The sequence below is a fragment of the Pseudarthrobacter sp. MDT1-22 genome (assembly GCF_054511035.1).
In genome coordinates this window covers 1-15,489 of the sequence record NZ_JBTNDK010000034.1, presented here as the reverse complement: position 1 = coordinate 15,489, position 15,489 = coordinate 1, and the positions used below count along the sequence as shown (strand labels likewise).

Genomic DNA, 15,489 nt, shown 5'->3' with positions numbered 1-15,489 from the left:
CGGAAAAGGCCTGTGTGCCGGCCCCCGCGCGTTATCCGGCCTGAACAGCGCTGGGTTGAATCACCGGATAGACCAAAGCGGTGGCGACGGCGGAAATCCCCTCGCCCCTGCCGGTGAAACCGAGTCCGTCGCTGGTGGTGGCCGTGACACTGACCGGCGCCCCTGCCGCCTCGCTCAGCACGCGTTGGGACTCTTCCCGCCGCGGGCCGAATTTGGGCCGCGTAGCCACGAACTGCACTGCCACGTTGCCGATCTCAAAGCCAGCCGCACGGACAATCCTCGCCGCCTCGGTCAGGAGCGTGACGCCGGAGGCTCCAGCGAACTCCGGACGGTCGGTGCCGAAATGCGTGCCGAGGTCCCCGATGCCGGCGGCCGAGAACAGGGCGTCAGCGGCGGCGTGGGCCACCGGGTCCCCGTCCGAATGCCCGGCCAGTCCACGCTCGCCTTCCCAGAACAGCCCGCCCAGCCAGAGCGGACGGGGAAGGTCAGGGGACGCGTACGCATGGACATCCAGACCGATACCCGTGCGCGGCAGGATCATCTTGGCTTCACTCATGCCTAACCCTCCACCCAGCGGATGCCCAGCGGGCCTTCCAGCAGCCCCTCGGCAATGATCAGGTCCAGCGGCGTGGTGATTTTCAATGACTGTGTGGAGCCATGGACGGCGTGCACGGGAACTCCCAGGAGTTCCACCAGCATGGCGTCGTCGGTGACCGCGGCAGCCTGTTTCTCGTCAAAGTCCGCCGCTGCCTGATGGGCCTGGATCAGTGTGGACAGGCGGAACCCTTGGGGCGTCTGGACCGAACGGAGCTCCTCCCGCGGCGCGGTCCCGGTCACGAGTTCCGGAGCGATGCTGCTGTCGTCACCGGTCGTGGGGGTAACCATCTTCACCGTATCCACCACCGGTACGGCAGGAATCACTGCAACGGCGCCGGCAGCCAGGGAATCGACGACACGGTGGAAGACATACTCGGGCGTCAGCGCCCTGGCGGCGTCGTGGACCAGCACAGCTTCGGTGCCGTCCAGCAAGGCCGCCAACGCCGACCGGACGGAAGCGGCACGGGTGGCACCGCCGTCGACCGTTGTCAGCACGGGAAGCGGGTTCTCCTGGTTGGCATCGTGCCCCGCCCGGAGTTCCTCGGCGAAGGCCGCGCACAATTCCTGCATGACCGTATCGCCGGGCGGCAGGGCAACACAGATCTGCCGTGCGACGTCGGCGGCAGCGACGCCCCGGAGGGCATGCGTAAGTATGGCGTCACTCCCCAGCGGCACGCGCGCCTTGGGCATGCCGTAACCCAGCCGCTCACCGGAACCTGCGGCCACAATGACGACGGCGGTGACGGGGCGGGGAAGTCCGTTGTTCATGCGGTCCAGCCTACGTGCCCGCCTGCCCGGCGTGCCTAATCCCAGCCGCGCGACGCGCCTGCCGCTGAGGGCTGGACCGAAAAAGGGCAAAAAGAAACCCCGGAGGCACTTGCGTACCCCCGGGGCTCAATTCTTAGGAAGCCAGGACCTCGTCGAGAACGCTTGCAGCCTTCTCTTCATCAGTCTTTTCAGCCAGTGCAAGTTCTGAAATCAGAATCTGACGGGCCTTGGCCAGCATGCGCTTCTCACCTGCGGAAAGGCCCCGATCGTGATCACGGCGCCAGAGGTCGCGAACAACCTCTGCTACCTTGATGACGTCACCGGAAGCAAGCTTCTCCAGATTTGCCTTGTATCTGCGCGACCAGTTGGTGGGTTCTTCAGTGAACTCAGCCCGGAGAACATCAAATACGTGCTCCAGACCTTCCTTGCCCACTACGTCACGGACCCCAACAAGGTCAACGTTCTCTGCTGGAACTTCAATGGTCAGATCACCCTGAGCCACCTTGAGCTTGAGATACATTTTCTCTTCGCCCTTGACAGTGCGCATCTTGATTTCTTCAATTTTTGCAGCACCGTGGTGAGGGTAAACTACTGTCTCGCCGACCTCAAATACCATGTGGACATTCCCCTTTCCCGCAGACCAGTTTATCACGATTCAGGCATATGACTGGCCTCGAACCGGCCCCGGAACCCCGGAAATACGCGGAAAATGGGCAGAATAGACCCCCTTCACCCCCTTGACGAATGCAGATAATAGTGCATGTGTGGCCTGCTGCCAAGGGCAATATGACCGTGCGGAATCCTCGTTTGGCCCGGTTTGCCGCTAGGCTATGGCTGAATAATGTTTCAAGACTCTCGAGGAGTACGTGACGTGCGTTTCACTGCGATGAACCGGGCCCAGGGCGGCAAACTGGCACTGGCGGCAGGTTCCCTGGCCCTCGCCCTGGCGACGATGACCGGCTGTGGCTACATCAACCCCCAGCAGACTTCTCACCAGTACGCGGCGTCGGACGGTATCCGCGCCGACCTGGGTCCGCTGCAGCTGCGAAACATGCTGGTTGTCTCCGCCGGCGCAGACAAGCCCGGCCGCCTGCTCGGCGCCGTTTACAACTCCTCTTCACAGGACGTCAAGCTCACGGTCAACGGGGCCGAGGGTTCACAGACGCAGGTGCCGGTGAAAGCCAACTCCTACACCCTGCTCAACGACTCCACGGATGAAGCCATCCTCAGCACCAGCGGCGGCATCGCCGGCTCACTCGTCGATGTGAAGATCACCGAAGACGGCACCAACGTGAGCAAGACTGTCCGCGTGCCTGTCCTGGATGGTTCCCTCGCGGAGTACAAGGAGTACCTGCCGGCCGGCAGCGAACCGACCGGATCCGCCACACCCAGCCCGTCGCCGTCGGCCACCGGCACTGGTGCGGCCCACTAAGCAGCAGCAAAGCACAAAAGGAGGGGCTCCCCCCGCGGGGAGCCCCTCCTTTTGTGCACTTGAAGTCTGGTGCGCCTGATGCCCGGCGTGCCATACGGCGGAGAGGCCTACGGCTCGAACTTGTAGCCCAGGCCGCGGACGGTTACCAGGAAACGCGGTATGGACGGGTCGGGCTCGATCTTGCCGCGCAGCCGCTTGACATGCACGTCCAGGGTTTTGGTGTCCCCCACGTAGTCCGAACCCCAGACCCGGTCGATCAGCTGGCCGCGGGTGAGTACGCGGCCGGAGTTGCGCAACAGCATTTCCAGCAGCTCGAACTCCTTCAGCGGCAAGAGGACCTGCTGGCCATCCACGCTGACCACATGCCGTTCGATGTCCATCCGGACAGGGCCGGCCTGGACTGTGGCCGAGATCAGTTCCTCAGGTTCACCTTGCCGGCGGAGTACGGCCCGGACGCGGGCCACCAGCTCGCGGGAGGAGTAGGGCTTGGTGACGTAGTCGTCAGCGCCCAGCTCCAGGCCAACCACCTTGTCAATCTCGGAGTCCTTGGCCGTCAGCATGATGACCGGAACGCTGGAGCGCTGCCGCAGCTGGCGGCAGACCTCGGTGCCCGACAGGCCGGGGAGCTGCAGGTCCAGCAGCACCAGGTCCGCCCCGTTCCGGTCGAATTCGGTGATGGCGTCGAGGCCGTTGTCCACCACTTCTACCTCGAACCCCTCCTTGCCCAGTAGATAGGACAACGGATCACTGAACGATTCTTCGTCTTCGACAATCAAAATCCTGCTCAAGCGCTAGCTCCTTGCTCATGTACACCGCGTTCTTTTCTGCGCACGGGTACGGCTGGTTCTTTGACACCTGAGGTATCCGGTGCGTCCTGGCTTTCCATCTCAGGCAGCCGCAGGGTGAAAGTGGAACCCTGGCCGGGCCGTGACCACAATGTCACTTCACCGCCGTGGTTGGAGGCAACGTGTTTGACGATGCTAAGGCCCAGGCCCGTTCCGCCAGTGTGGCGCGAACGCGCCGCATCCACCCGGTAGAAGCGCTCAAACACGCGCTCCTGGTCCTCCGGGGTCAGCCCCTCGCCCTGATCCGTGACCGACACTGCGATCAGCCCGTCCTTTGACCGGACGCCCACGCCCACCCTGGTGTTCTCCGGGGAGTAGCGGATGGCGTTGTCGATCAGGTTACGCAGAGCGGTAACCAGCAGGTCCCGGTCACCAAAGACGGTGGCCTTAACCCGCTCCCCCACCACGATCCGGATGTTCTTGCTTTCAGCGGGGAGCTGGGAACGGTCCACCGCTTCAGTGATGACCGCGTTGATGTCCACGGCCTTGCCCTCTTGGGACACGCTGGCACCTTGGAGGCGGGACAGCTCGATGATGTCCTGGACCAGGGCGGCCAGCCGGCTTGACTCCTTGTGCATGCGCTTGGCGAACCGGCGGACTGCTTGTTCGTCGTCGGCCGAGGACTCCAGTGCCTCGGCCAGCAGGGAAATTGCGCCCACCGGGGTCTTCAGCTCGTGGGACACGTTGGCCACGAAGTCGTTGCGGATCTCTTCCGTGCGGGTAATTTCGGTGCGGTCGTCGGCCAGAAGCACGATATATTCCTCGCCGAGCATGGCCGCCCGGACCTGCACGATGATGGTGCCGTGGCCCAGCGGACCCCGCTGCAGCTCCAGCCGTTTTTCCAGGATCACGCCGTCGCGCCGCACACCGGCCGTCATGTCCAGAAGTTCTTTGTGGACCACCGTGTGGCCGCGCACCAGTCCGTATGCATAGGCTGCCGGGCTGGCGCGCACCACGCCGTCCACCGCGTCAACCACCACAAAAGCCCGTCCGACGACGGCCAGCACTTCCGCGGCGCCGGCCGGCAAAGCGAGTTCCTCCACGTCGACGTCAACAAGCTTTCGCTGCTTTTCACTGATCCTGAAGGCGAGCACGCCAAAGGTGCCGAGCGACAGGCCGACCAGGCCGGCGATGACACCGATGAGCATAGGATCCACAACTCCAGCTTAGGCCGTGGTTCCTGTCGAGACGGTGCGTCATGGCCCATTACGGGGACGGTTCAGCTAACGTTCATCTACAACCGACTAATCGTTTACCGCACGCTGACAAAGTTATATGTTGGAGTGCCGAATGGCGACATGAGTTCCGTCTGCCACCCGAGGGGCGGAGTTCCAAAGAAAGGACGCCCACGTGCGTAAGGTTTTTCAGGAAGAGCTGACCCAGGTGGGTGAGCAGCTGGTGGAGATTTCGCGGTTGGTCAGCGAGGCATTGGCGAAGGCCTCGACGTCCTTCCGGGTTGCCGACGTTGATCTGGCCGAGGACGTCATCGCCGCGGACGCCCGTATCGACTTTTTGCAGACCAGCCTGGATGAGCGCGCTATCGACATCCTCGCCCTGCAGGGGCCGGTGGCCAGCGATCTGCGGATGATCGTGGGCTCCCTGCGCATGAGCGCTTCCCTGGAGCGGATGGGGGACCTGGCCCGCCACATTGCCCAGCTGGCCCGGCTGCGTTTCCCGTCCACCGTGATCCCTGCATCCATGACGGAAACGTTCAACAAAATGGCCGAGCAGGACCAACTCATCGCCGACAAACTTATTGTCCTGCTGGAATCCCGGGACCTCGAAGTGGCCCGCGACATCCACAAGGCCAACAACACCATCGACGATCTCCACCTGAGCGTGTTCAAGGCGATCGCCGCCCCAGACTGGGCCGAGTCCCCCGCCACCACCGTTGACGTGGCCCTGGCCAGCCGCTACTTCGAACGGTTCGCTGACCACGGCGTGTCCGTGGCCCGCAAGGTCACCTACCTCGTCACCGGCGAATGGCAGGGGCAGGGCTTCTAGCCGCTCCCTAAACTACATACGACGGCGGGCCGGTCACCTCAGGTGACCGGCCCGCCGTCGAACGTTAACTACTGCTTTATTTCTTGCCCTGGTTCGCCACTGCCAGGATGGCTTCCGCAGCGGCGTCCGGGTCCAGGTAGGTGCCGCCCGGCTTGATCGGCTGGAAGTCCTCGTCCAGGTCGTAGACCAGCGGGATGCCCGTGGGGATGTTCAGGCTGGCGATGGCGTCGTCGCTGATGCCGTCCAGGTGCTTGACCAGGGCGCGCAGCGAGTTGCCGTGGGCGGTGACCAGGACGGTCTTGCCGGTTTTGAGGTCTTCCTTGATGTCCGACTCCCAATAGGGAAGCAGGCGGACCAGGACATCCTTGAGGCACTCGGTGCGAGGCAGTGCGTCGCCGAGGTCCGCGTAACGGGGGTCGCGGGCCTGGGAGAACTCGGAGTCGTCGGCCAGGGGCGGCGGCGGGGTGTCGTAGGACCGGCGCCACTCCATGAACTGCTCCTCACCGTATTCGGCCAGGGTCTGTGCCTTGTCCTTGCCCTGCAGGGCACCGTAGTGGCGTTCGTTCAGGCGCCAGTCCCGCTTGACGGGGATCCAGCCGCGGTCGGCCTTGTCCAGGGAAATGTTGGCCGTGTTGATGGCCCGCTTCAGGAGCGAGGTGTAGAGGACATCCGGGAGAAGATCGTTCTCAACCAGGAGCTCGCCGCCGCGTGCTGCTTCCTCGCGGCCCTGGTCGTTGAGGTCAACGTCCACCCAGCCGGTGAACAGGTTCTTGGCGTTCCATTCGCTGTGGCCGTGGCGCAGCAGAATCAGCTTGTAAGTCATGATTTTTATCCTAGCCGAGGCACGGCGCCGCCCGCCTTGCGTTACAAGGGCCCTGCGTTACAAGGATAGGGTTGGGCAGTGGTGCAAAAAGCTGAACGCGTGAGCGCTCCCCATGGCCGGAGCGGCAGGCCGGTCGGAAACGTCACACGGGGCACCACCAATCCCAACCGGATGCGGCGGGTGGACCGCTGGCTCACCGGCCCCCAGGCCTGGCGCCTGCGCGCTGCCGAAGACCCCCTCGTGGTTGACCTGGGCTACGGCGCAACGCCGGCCACCGCCGTCGAACTCTTTGAACGTCTCCGCGCAGTGCGGCCGGATGTCCGCGTGTGCGGAATCGAAATCGAGCCGGAGCGCGTCCGGATCGCCAAGGCGCTCGAGCGGCCGGGGCTGAGCTTTCAGGTGGGCGGTTTCGAATTGCCGCTGCCCGGGCACCCCGTGCTGGTCCGCGCCTTCAACGTCCTGCGGCAGTACGAAGAGGCCGATGTGGCGGGGATCTGGCGGCTGGTCCAGGGCCGGCTCGCCCCCGGCGGGCTCTTTATCGACGGTACCTGCGATGAAATCGGGCGGCGGGTGACGTGGGTTGCCCTCGACGCCGAGCGGCCGTTGTCACTGAGCATGTCCGTGCGGTTCGGCAGCTTTGACCTGCCATCGGAAATTGCCGAGCGGCTGCCGAAGGCGCTGATCCACCGCAACGTTCCGGGAGAGCCTGTCCACCGGCTGATGCAGGCCATGGACCGGGCTTGGCTGGAGTCGGCGCCGCTGGCGTCATTCGGCAGCAGGCAGCGCTGGCACGCCATGTGCAGGGCACTGTCCGACGGCGGGTGGCCGGTTCAGGACGGCCCGTCGCGGTGGCGCCTGGGCGAACTAACGGTGGCCTGGGACGCTGTGGCGCCGTCGGTCTAGTGGTGGTCACCAGCCGCCGTAGGGCCCCGTATTACGGCTACCGCCGCGGCCCGCGTCCTTGACCGCTGGCCGGACGTCTGCGAGGTAAATGGACGCTGCCACCACGGCGGCGAGCCCAAAGAGGCCAAGCGTGCCGAAGATTCCGCCGCTGCTGAAGAGCGAGATGGCGCCGATCAGGGTGGCGCCGCCGGTCAGTGCCAGCCAGAAGGTCTTGGTTCGTTTTCCGGTCGCTTCAAAGGCGGCGGACTTGTGCCTGACGCAGTCCAGCAGAGCCCACACTTCAAGTCCGAATGCCACCAGGGCAAGGATAAAAAACACTGCCAGCTCTACAGGCCGAATCATCAGTTCACCGTCCACCGTCCAAGCCTAGCGGCCCAGCGAGTCGAGCGCCTGCTTCAAATCGGCCCAGAGGTCCTCAATATTTTCAATGCCGACGCTCAGCCGCACCAGGTTGTCCGGGACACTCAGAGGCTCAGCGGCGTGCCGGCGGCGCCGTTCGATCAGCGATTCCACCCCGCCCAGGGAGGTGGCTGGCAGCCACAGCTGCAGCGCGCGGACCAGTTTGTCCGCGTCGTCTGCTCCGCTCAGGCCGGCAACCGGCGCGATCTGCACGCACACAATCGAACCGAAGCCCGACATCTGGGTCTTGGCCCGTTCATGGCCGGGATCCGTGGGGAGGCCGGGGAACCGGATGCTATCGATCAGGGGGTGTGTGCTCAGGCGTTCCGCCAGGACCGCTGCAGAAGCTTGCGACCGTTCCACACGCAGCGCAAGGGTCCGGAGCCCGCGCAGCGCCAGCCATGCCTCGAACGGCCCGGCAATACCGCCATGAATGATGCGGTGGTGCAGCAGCGCTGCCCGGATGTCCGGGTTGGACGTCACCAAGGCGCCGAGGACGACGTCGGAATGTCCGGCCAGGTATTTGGTCACCGAGTGAAGAACGACGTCGGAACCCAAGCTCAGTGGCTGCTGGACCAACGGCGTGGAGAACGTATTGTCCGTCACCACAATGGCGCCCACCCGGTGGGCCGCCGCGGTGAGCTCGCGGATATCGGCGATGCCCAGCATCGGGTTGGTGGGGCTCTCAAGCCACAGCATCCTGGCCGCTTTCGCGTCCGGCCCCTGCGGCGCGATCTGTGCTTTGACTGCGTCAGTGTCCGTGATGTCCACAGTCCGCAGTTCCAGGAAGCCCTTCTGCGCCAACTCCGTGGCCATCACGAGCGAACCCGCATAGCTGTGCGACGGCATCACCAGGACGCCGCCGGCGGGCAGCAGGGACAGTGCCGAGCTGACGGCCGCGAGTCCGGACGCGTAGAGCAGGCCGGGCAGTTCAGATCCTTCAAGCAGGCCCAGGGCCTCCTCAAAGGGATCCCAGGTGGGGTTGGAATAGCGCCCGTAGCCCCGGTCCCCGTCGCCCAGAGCTCCCGTGCCGAAGTACGTCGAGGACAGCACGATGGGCGGGTTGACGGGCTCGTCCCGCTTACGCGCCGGCCGGCCGGCGGCAACCACCACGGTTTCGGCCGACAGGGACGCAGCATACTGTTCCGAGAGACTCATGGAGAAAGCGTACTTGGACGTGCGGCGGCTCCCGAAGTCGGTAGTCTAGACCAGTGACCACCAACAGCCCTGGACTTTTCATCGCCTTCGAGGGCGGCGACGGCGCCGGCAAGTCCACCCAGGCGGCCCGTCTTGCCGAGGCTCTGGAAACACGTGGCCTGACGGTCCTGCGGACCCGCGAACCCGGCGGGACGCCCATTGGCGAAAAACTGCGTTCCCTGGTCCTGGACCACGGCCATGGCCACATCGACGCCCACACCGAGGCACTCATCTTTGCTGCCTCCCGCGCGGCCCATGCCAGCCAGGTGATCCGCCCGGCACTGGAACGCGGCGAGGTTGTCCTGACGGACCGCTACATTGATTCGTCCGTGGCGTACCAGGGGGCCGGACGCGATCTGGGTGCCGACGCCGTGCGTACCCTCAACGAATGGGCGACGTCCGGGCTGCAGCCCGACCTCACGGTGTTGCTGGACGTGGACCCAGCTGACGGCCGCCGCCGCCGCACAGCCGGCGATGCCGCCGAAGACCGCCTTGAGTCAGAGGCCGATGAGTTCCATTCAACAATCCGCGGGGCGTTCCTCGAACTGGCCTCCAGCCGGCCGGATACGTATCTGGTCCTGCCGGCGGATCTGCCCGTCAACGAACTGGCCGCGCGGATCCTCACTCGCGTTGATGCCTTGCTCGCGTCTGCAGGCCGGGGCGCCGCATGACTGTCTGGGACGACCTTCAGGGCCAGCCCGCCGTCGTCGAACAGCTCCGCCTTGCCTCGCGGGGCGAAGGACTGACCCATGCCTGGCTGTTCACGGGCCCGCCCGGATCCGGGCGTTCCAACGCCGCGAAGGCCTTCGCGGCCGCCCTCAACTGCGATCAGGACGACGTGGCCAGGCGCGGCTGCGGGGAGTGTCCAGCCTGCCTGACCATCCTCGGCGAGACCCATTCGGACGTGACGTACGTCCGGACCGAGAAGGTCACCATCACCATCGATGAAGCCCGCGACCTGGTATCCAAGGCGGGCAACCGGCCGTCGTCCGGGCGCTGGCGGATCATTGTGGTGGAAGACGCCGACCGCATGGCCGAGCGGACCACCAATGTGCTGTTGAAGGCCATCGAGGAGCCCACGCCGCGGACCATCTGGATGCTGTGCGCACCGTCGCCCGCAGACGTCCTGGTGACCATCCGTTCGCGCTGCAGGGCCGTGGCCCTGCGGCTGCCGCCGGCCGCCGACGTCGCCGCTTTGCTCGTCAAGCGCGACGGCGTGGACCCGGCACTCGCCGACCGCGCTGCCCGCGCGGCGCAAAGCCATGTGGGGATCGCCCGCCGGCTGGCGCGGGACCCCGAGGCGAGGGAACGCCGGTTGGAAACGGTGAGGTTCCCCCTGGGTCTGCGCGGCGTGACCGCAGCGGTGATGATGGCGGACAAGCTGGTGAAGATCGCCACCGCCGAAGCCAACAGTTCCAATGAAGAGCGCGACGCCGCCGAGAAGGCTGCGCTGCTGGCCACCCTGGGTGCCTCGGAGTCAGGGACGCTCCCGCCGACCATGCGCAGCCAGGTCAGACAGCTTGAAGACGACCAGAAACGACGGGCCAAGCGATCCATCACGGACTCGCTGGACCGGACGCTGACGGACCTCCTGTCGTTCTACCGGGATGTGCTGATCATCCAGCTCGGGAACGCCGTGGAGCTGGTAAACGTTGAGCTCAGGGGTGAGCTGGAGGAATTCGCCGCCCGGTCTGCGCCGGAGACCACCCTCGCCCGCCTGGACGCCATCAACAAAGCCCGCCAACGCATCACCACCACCAACGTTGCACCGCTGTTGACCATTGAGTCCATGGCAGCCAGCCTGATCTAGCAACTACTAGGAGCTAGGAGACCGCTCGATGACTGCACGCCCCCTGCCCGCACGCTCCCGATCCCTGGTGATTGGGCTGCGGGCTGCCGGCGCCCTGATCCTGGCCCTGACGCTGGCCTCGTGCGGCCTCTTTGGCGGGGACACCCCGGACGCGGCCCCGGCTACGGCGAAGGCAGACCCTGCTATCGTGGCGTCCGCGCCCGCCGGCTTGGACACCTTCTACGCCCAGGAGGTTGTGTGGGAGCCCTGCGAAAACGGCTTCCAGTGCGCCAAGGTCACCGTGCCGATGGACTACGCGAAGCCGGACGGCGACACGATCCAGATAGCTGCGCTGAGGGCTCCCAGCACGGGCAAGAAAACCGGCAGCCTGCTGGTCAACCCGGGCGGTCCGGGCGGGTCCGGCTACGACTTCGTCAAGGATGCGGCCGGAACGCACTTCTCGCAGTCTGTCCGGGCCAACTATGACCTGGTGGGCTTTGATCCGCGCGGCGTCAAACGCTCCGCCCCTGTTACGTGCCTGACGGACGCCGAACGGGACGCGTCCCGGGCAAAGGTCTACGCGTTGGAGACCGACGCCGGGCTTGCCGCCGCGTTGGCCGACAACAAGGCCATCGCCGCGCAGTGCGCCGCCAAGACGGGTCCGGTACTGGGCCACGTCGACACGGTCAGCGCGGCCAAGGACTTGGACATCCTGCGCGCCGTGGTCAATGACTCGAAGCTCAATTACCTCGGGTACTCCTACGGCACGTTCCTTGGTTCAACCTACGCCTCGCTGTTCCCGGACAACGTGGGCCGTATGGTCCTGGATGGCGCCCTGGATCCGTCCATCAGCAACGAGGAGCTGACCAGCGGCCAGGCCGTGGCGTTCGAAAAAGCCATCAGGGCCTACGTGGCCAGCTGCCAGCAGGAATCCTCGTGCCCGCTCAGCGGGAACGTGGACAGCGGGGTCCAGCAGATCCGCGACCTCATCACCGCCGTCCAGAACACCCCCTGGCAGGCTAAGGACGGCCGCCTGGTGAACGCCACGATGTTCGTCAGCGGCCTCATCACTCCGCTGTACAACGACCAGAGCTGGCCCGCCCTGACCCAGGCCCTCGAAGCTGCACTGAACGGTGACGCCAGCCTGATGCTCCGTCTGGCGGACCTCGGCGCTGACCGCGGCGCCGACGGGAAGTACACGTCCAACTCCACCTTCGCCTTCGGCGCCATCAACTGCCTGGACTACCCCATGGTGTCCGACACTGCCGCCATGCGCGCGGAACAGCAACGGCTTATGCAGGCCTCCCCCACCCTGGGCTACTTCTTCGCCTACGGCGGCACCAACTGCGTGGACTGGCCGTACAAGAACCTGCGGACCCCCGCCCCGGTGGAATACACCGGCGAAGCCCCGATCGTGGTTGTCGGAACCACCGGCGACCCTGCCACGCCCGTGGAGTGGGCCGCATCCCTGCGCAAACAGCTGGGCAACGCCTCCCTGCTGACCTGGCAGGGAGAGGGCCACACCGCCTACGGCCGGGCCAACAGCTGCCTCGAAGACGCCGTGGACAAGTACCTTGTGGACGGAACGGTTCCCGCCGACAACACCGTCTGCTGAGGACTTCTGCTGAGGTGTTTCGGGCCCCCATTTTGACCCGGGCGCAGGGACTCTATTACAGTTGACTCTTGCATGAACCGCCCGGTTACGCCGGGCGAATTGTGCGGTGCTTCCTTAGCTCAGTCGGTAGAGCGTTTCACTCGTAATGAAAAGGTCATCAGTTCGATTCTGATAGGAAGCTCGGGACAAACCCCGTATTGTCGTTGATTTCGACGATGATACGGGGTTTTTCGCTGGTTAAGCCCTTCGACAGCCCGCCGCATTGAGCTGGGCCGCCGACGGCAGTTTCCCTGTGGTCCACCGAAATTCATCCCGCCGTCATCTTCCACTGCTAATGTCCGGCCATGGACGAACTATTGCTGGTACCGGGTTCTGCTGCTGCACGTGATCTGTCGAACCGGTCGGGGTACGACGTCGCCTTCCTGGGTGTACAGGTTCCTGTACCGATTCTGGCCGACACGAAAACGATCCTGCTGCCCTACACCCATTTCTCGGTGCTCATGCGGCTGGACAAGCGCCTGGCCGCCGTCACGGCCCTCGGCATCGACGGGGAGAAGCTGATGGATCTGGACCGATCCGGGATCCAATGGCAGCTGGATCCAAGGTTGGCCGAGGACCAGCAGACCGGTGAGCAGCTCTACGCCCGGAACGACCTTGATAGGGGACACCTGGTCCGGCGCGCCTCAGCCGTCTGGGGTGATACCCGGCAGGAGGCCGCCCAAGCGAATGAGGACACGTTCCACTACACGAACGCCGTGCCCCAGGCTGCGAAGTTCAACCAGAGCCTGGACCTGTGGCTCGGGTTGGAGTCCTACCTGCTGGAGCATGCCGCCGACCACGGCCGGCGGCTGATCGTGTTCACCGGACCCATTTTCGGGGACAATGACCCGGTGTACCGCGGCGTGGACATTCCGCTGCTGTTCTTCAAGGTCGCCGCATTCCTCCAGGACGGAGAGCTTGCGGCCACCGGCTACATCGTGGACCAGACACCACAGCTGGCCGACCTGCCCGATGTGCCCCGCCCGGGCGCCGTGGACGATGCCCCGCCCCTGGGCCCGTTCCGGACCTTTCAGGTCCCCGTCCGCGATATCGCCGCCGTCACCGGCCTGGATCTGGACCAGCTCGTGGCCGTTGACCGGATGCCCATCGCCGCAGAACTACCCACCGCACGGGTGAAGTCGACGTGGCGGACGCTCGTGTCTCCGGAGGACCTGGACCTGGACTTCGATCTGAACGGAGACTAGAGCCGCGGCCTGACCGTGAGTTCAACCGGCGAAGCTTCCACGGGACCGCCGCACTGGGCCGAGCCGCCCACCCGCTTCCAGTCCAGGTCGGCTTCCTTCTCGGCGAGGACCTCGCCCGTGGCAGACAGCGCTTTAGCGGTCACGTGGTCAGGGGAGCTCATGCTGACGGTGAACCGCCAGGTATCGGCGTCGATCCTTTCAGCGTAGAACGGGGCCATGGTGGGCTGGGCTTCCGGGGTGTGCGGAGCCCTGGCATCCAGCGGTGTTGTCACGACAATGCGCGGTGCTGCCGTCCCAGGCTCCGGTCGCAACTCCGAACAAGCGCCATCGGCGCACAGCTGCACGGTATCCACACGCGAGACGTCCCCCGCCAGTTCAACCGTGATGGAGTTGACCCACCCAATGGCCGGACAGACGTTCGAGCAGCCGGCAACCGGGATGCAGACTGCCAACATCAGAACGGCCGGCCGGCCAAGGAGCCCCCACACTCTTCTCATGCGGCCAGTCTAGGCGGCACACATACCCTTCGGCTCTGGAGCCCGCCCCCTATGATGGCGAGCATGGATGACAAGGCGCTGACGGCTATCGCGTTCGAACTGTATGCCCTGCCTTTCGAGGAGTTTGTGGCTGCCCGGACCGCCGCAGCCAAGGCAGCCGCCGGTTCCGGGAAGGATCTCCCGGCTGCCGTCAAGGCGTTGCCAAAACCGTCAGCGGCGGCCTGGGCGGTCAACATGCTGGCCATCCATGAGCCAGGAGCGCTCGCGCAGCTTTCCGAGCTCGGCCAACGGATGCGGTCGGCCCAGACATCCCTCGACGCCGCCGCCCTCCGGGAACTGGCGCGGGAGCGCCGCACCCTGCTGGCGACCGCCGTCGAGACCGCCCGCGCTGTTGCTGAACGCCAGGGGCGCAGCATCAGCGCCACCATCGCCGCCGACGTCGAGCGCACCCTGCAGGCGATGACCGCCGACGAAGGTGCCACTGCCGCCGTCCAAAGCGGACTGCTGGTCCAGGCGCTGTCCGCCGACGGCGTGGACACGGTTGATCTCGATGGGGCCGTAGCGGTGCCTGGGGCAGTGCCGGCGCCACGCGCCACCACGCAGGGCCGTCCCAAACAGCCACCGGCCACTGTGCCGGAAGAAGAAGAGGAAGAACGGACGATGGCGGAACCTGGCACCCGCAAACCCGCGGACCAGCCGCGCCTCAAGGCTGTCCGGGAGACTCCGCGGCCGGCGTCCCCCTCGGCGCTGGAGAAAGCCAACGCTGCCTTGGGCGAGGCCATGGCAGCCGAAGAGGAGTCCGCCCGGCTGGCCGCGGACCGGCAAAGTCAGCTGGCGGGCACGGAGGCCGAAGTCGCGGGCCTGACCCGCGAAACACGTGAGCTCCGCGACCGGCTCAAAGCCGCGGAGGAGCAGCTGGACAGCGCCAGGAAAAACCTGGGCACGGCGGCCGCCGAGGCCAAGCAGGCGGCCCGGGCAGCCGATAAGGCCAAACGTTCGGCCATGCTCGCGCAGGAGCGGGTGCTACGCCTGGGCAACACGCGGGAGGGTGTGCGTCAGGAATATAGGTGATCGCTTTTGAGTCCGTGACGGNGTTGTGAATATAACAACCAGATGAGGAGTGGCAATGGTGAACCGATCCTTGGAAGAGCTGGAGGCGGAGCGTGCCGGGCTCTATGGGCAGCTGGCCGCGACTGGTGATTTCCGCCGGGGCAGTGTCAGTGAGAACTACCGGCGGTGCGGGAAGCCCAATTGTGCGTGTGCCCTGCCGGTACATCCCGGGCATGGGCCGAGGCAGTTGTGGACGCGCACGGGCCCGGGCGGCAAGCGGAGGGGCCGGCAGCTGGCGGCAATTGAGGTGGAGAAGGTCCGTGCCG

The 15,489-nt window shown here is 65.5% G+C and carries 18 protein-coding genes and 1 tRNA gene; 10 read left to right on the top strand and 9 right to left on the bottom strand.

Annotated elements, in window-relative coordinates:
• Nucleotides 1-31: 31 nt before the first annotated feature.
• From ispF to ACX80M_RS18745, 3 genes are all read right to left on the bottom strand, one after another.
• Nucleotides 32-556: a 2-C-methyl-D-erythritol 2,4-cyclodiphosphate synthase gene (gene ispF / locus ACX80M_RS18755; protein ID WP_252599710.1), complete on the bottom strand. Its 525-nt coding sequence runs from the start codon at nt 554-556 to the stop codon at nt 32-34.
• Nucleotides 557-558: 2 nt separating this feature from the next.
• Entirely contained in the window at nt 559-1,365 is an 807-nt protein-coding gene (ispD, locus tag ACX80M_RS18750; RefSeq protein WP_252599711.1) for a 2-C-methyl-D-erythritol 4-phosphate cytidylyltransferase, read from the bottom strand.
• Nucleotides 1,366-1,498: 133 nt separating this feature from the next.
• Nucleotides 1,499-1,981, bottom strand: a complete 483-nt coding sequence (locus ACX80M_RS18745) for a CarD family transcriptional regulator (RefSeq protein ID WP_026266570.1) — start codon at nt 1,979-1,981, stop codon at nt 1,499-1,501.
• A gap of 270 nt (nt 1,982-2,251) precedes the next feature.
• Between ACX80M_RS18745 and ACX80M_RS18740 the strand changes: the two genes are divergently transcribed.
• Nucleotides 2,252-2,797 carry a hypothetical protein gene (locus ACX80M_RS18740; protein WP_252599826.1) on the top strand — a complete coding sequence of 182 codons (546 nt, stop codon included), beginning with the start codon at nt 2,252-2,254 and terminating at the stop codon, nt 2,795-2,797.
• A 107-nt stretch (nt 2,798-2,904) separates the two neighbouring features.
• Here the strand turns inward: ACX80M_RS18740 and ACX80M_RS18735 are convergent, their stop codons facing one another.
• Together ACX80M_RS18735 and ACX80M_RS18730 are read right to left on the bottom strand one after the other, a co-directional pair.
• The gene (locus tag ACX80M_RS18735) at nt 2,905-3,585 is read right to left on the bottom strand and encodes a response regulator transcription factor (protein ID WP_056342479.1); all 681 of its coding nucleotides are present in this window, start codon (nt 3,583-3,585) and stop codon (nt 2,905-2,907) included.
• On the bottom strand, nt 3,582-4,790 hold the full coding sequence (locus ACX80M_RS18730; RefSeq protein ID WP_252614978.1) for a sensor histidine kinase: 1,209 nt from the start codon (nt 4,788-4,790) through the stop codon (nt 3,582-3,584). The genes ACX80M_RS18735 and ACX80M_RS18730 overlap by 4 nt, the downstream gene beginning before the upstream one ends.
• Nucleotides 4,791-4,992: 202 nt before the next feature.
• Here ACX80M_RS18730 and phoU point away from each other — a divergent pair, with 202 nt between their 5' ends.
• The gene (gene phoU, locus ACX80M_RS18725; protein WP_252599712.1) at nt 4,993-5,646 is read left to right on the top strand and encodes a phosphate signaling complex protein PhoU; all 654 of its coding nucleotides are present in this window, start codon (nt 4,993-4,995) and stop codon (nt 5,644-5,646) included.
• A gap of 76 nt (nt 5,647-5,722) precedes the next feature.
• On the opposite strand, the gene ACX80M_RS18720 is transcribed toward phoU, so the two are convergent.
• Nucleotides 5,723-6,469, bottom strand: coding sequence for a phosphoglyceromutase (locus ACX80M_RS18720; protein ID WP_252599713.1), 747 nt, complete (start codon nt 6,467-6,469; stop codon nt 5,723-5,725).
• Nucleotides 6,470-6,547: 78 nt separating this feature from the next.
• Between ACX80M_RS18720 and ACX80M_RS18715 the strand changes: the two genes are divergently transcribed.
• On the top strand, nt 6,548-7,372 hold the full coding sequence (locus ACX80M_RS18715; RefSeq protein WP_252610855.1) for a class I SAM-dependent methyltransferase: 825 nt from the start codon (nt 6,548-6,550) through the stop codon (nt 7,370-7,372).
• Nucleotides 7,373-7,378: 6 nt separating this feature from the next.
• Here the strand turns inward: ACX80M_RS18715 and ACX80M_RS18710 are convergent, their stop codons facing one another.
• On the bottom strand, nt 7,379-7,729 hold the full coding sequence (locus tag ACX80M_RS18710) for a DUF2516 family protein (RefSeq protein ID WP_459310145.1): 351 nt from the start codon (nt 7,727-7,729) through the stop codon (nt 7,379-7,381).
• Between the two features lie 9 nt (nt 7,730-7,738).
• Nucleotides 7,739-8,929, bottom strand: a complete 1,191-nt coding sequence (locus tag ACX80M_RS18705) for a trans-sulfuration enzyme family protein (protein ID WP_252610853.1) — start codon at nt 8,927-8,929, stop codon at nt 7,739-7,741.
• A 53-nt stretch (nt 8,930-8,982) separates the two neighbouring features.
• Between ACX80M_RS18705 and tmk the strand changes: the two genes are divergently transcribed.
• The 5 genes from tmk (at nt 8,983) to ACX80M_RS18680 (ending at nt 13,616) form a co-directional block, all read left to right on the top strand.
• A complete protein-coding gene (tmk, locus tag ACX80M_RS18700) occupies nt 8,983-9,639 on the top strand; it encodes a dTMP kinase (RefSeq protein ID WP_141139516.1) in 657 nt (218 codons plus the stop codon).
• A complete protein-coding gene (locus ACX80M_RS18695) occupies nt 9,636-10,778 on the top strand; it encodes a DNA polymerase III subunit delta' (protein ID WP_459310144.1) in 1,143 nt (380 codons plus the stop codon). Before tmk ends, ACX80M_RS18695 begins: the two co-directional genes overlap by 4 nt.
• A gap of 28 nt (nt 10,779-10,806) precedes the next feature.
• The gene (locus ACX80M_RS18690) at nt 10,807-12,372 is read left to right on the top strand and encodes an alpha/beta hydrolase (RefSeq protein ID WP_252610849.1); all 1,566 of its coding nucleotides are present in this window, start codon (nt 10,807-10,809) and stop codon (nt 12,370-12,372) included.
• Nucleotides 12,373-12,480: 108 nt separating this feature from the next.
• A tRNA-Thr gene (locus tag ACX80M_RS18685) sits at nt 12,481-12,553 on the top strand.
• 163 nt (nt 12,554-12,716) lie between these two features.
• Entirely contained in the window at nt 12,717-13,616 is a 900-nt protein-coding gene (locus ACX80M_RS18680; protein ID WP_252614973.1) for a DNA/RNA non-specific endonuclease, read from the top strand.
• Here ACX80M_RS18680 and ACX80M_RS18675 read toward each other — a convergent pair.
• Entirely contained in the window at nt 13,613-14,113 is a 501-nt protein-coding gene (locus ACX80M_RS18675; RefSeq protein WP_252614972.1) for a hypothetical protein, read from the bottom strand. The two genes, ACX80M_RS18680 and ACX80M_RS18675, sit on opposite strands and share 4 nt — an antisense overlap.
• A gap of 63 nt (nt 14,114-14,176) precedes the next feature.
• Between ACX80M_RS18675 and ACX80M_RS18670 the strand changes: the two genes are divergently transcribed.
• Nucleotides 14,177-15,184: a hypothetical protein gene (locus ACX80M_RS18670; protein ID WP_252614971.1), complete on the top strand. Its 1,008-nt coding sequence runs from the start codon at nt 14,177-14,179 to the stop codon at nt 15,182-15,184.
• Between the two features lie 55 nt (nt 15,185-15,239).
• Nucleotides 15,240-15,489 (top strand): DUF6788 family protein (locus ACX80M_RS18665; protein ID WP_459310143.1); only part of this gene is annotated, 250 nt, incomplete at its 3' end.

Bases quoted from the DNA above. Each gene is read 5' to 3' on its own strand.
- ACX80M_RS18670 (WP_252614971.1), top strand. From the start codon at position 14,177: ATGGATGACAAGGCGCTGACGGCTATCGCGTTCGAACTGTATGCCCTG.
- ACX80M_RS18695 (WP_459310144.1), top strand. From the start codon at position 9,636: ATGACTGTCTGGGACGACCTTCAGGGCCAGCCCGCCGTCGTCGAACAG.
- ACX80M_RS18745 (WP_026266570.1), bottom strand. From the start codon at position 1,981: ATGGTATTTGAGGTCGGCGAGACAGTAGTTTACCCTCACCACGGTGCT.
- ACX80M_RS18720 (WP_252599713.1), bottom strand. From the start codon at position 6,469: ATGACTTACAAGCTGATTCTGCTGCGCCACGGCCACAGCGAATGGAAC.
- ispF (WP_252599710.1), bottom strand. From the start codon at position 556: ATGAGTGAAGCCAAGATGATCCTGCCGCGCACGGGTATCGGTCTGGAT.
- ACX80M_RS18680 (WP_252614973.1), top strand. From the start codon at position 12,717: ATGGACGAACTATTGCTGGTACCGGGTTCTGCTGCTGCACGTGATCTG.
- ACX80M_RS18675 (WP_252614972.1), bottom strand. From the start codon at position 14,113: ATGAGAAGAGTGTGGGGGCTCCTTGGCCGGCCGGCCGTTCTGATGTTG.
- ACX80M_RS18705 (WP_252610853.1), bottom strand. From the start codon at position 8,929: ATGAGTCTCTCGGAACAGTATGCTGCGTCCCTGTCGGCCGAAACCGTG.
- ACX80M_RS18740 (WP_252599826.1), top strand. From the start codon at position 2,252: ATGAACCGGGCCCAGGGCGGCAAACTGGCACTGGCGGCAGGTTCCCTG.
- ACX80M_RS18730 (WP_252614978.1), bottom strand. From the start codon at position 4,790: ATGCTCATCGGTGTCATCGCCGGCCTGGTCGGCCTGTCGCTCGGCACC.
- ACX80M_RS18690 (WP_252610849.1), top strand. From the start codon at position 10,807: ATGACTGCACGCCCCCTGCCCGCACGCTCCCGATCCCTGGTGATTGGG.
- ispD (WP_252599711.1), bottom strand. From the start codon at position 1,365: ATGAACAACGGACTTCCCCGCCCCGTCACCGCCGTCGTCATTGTGGCC.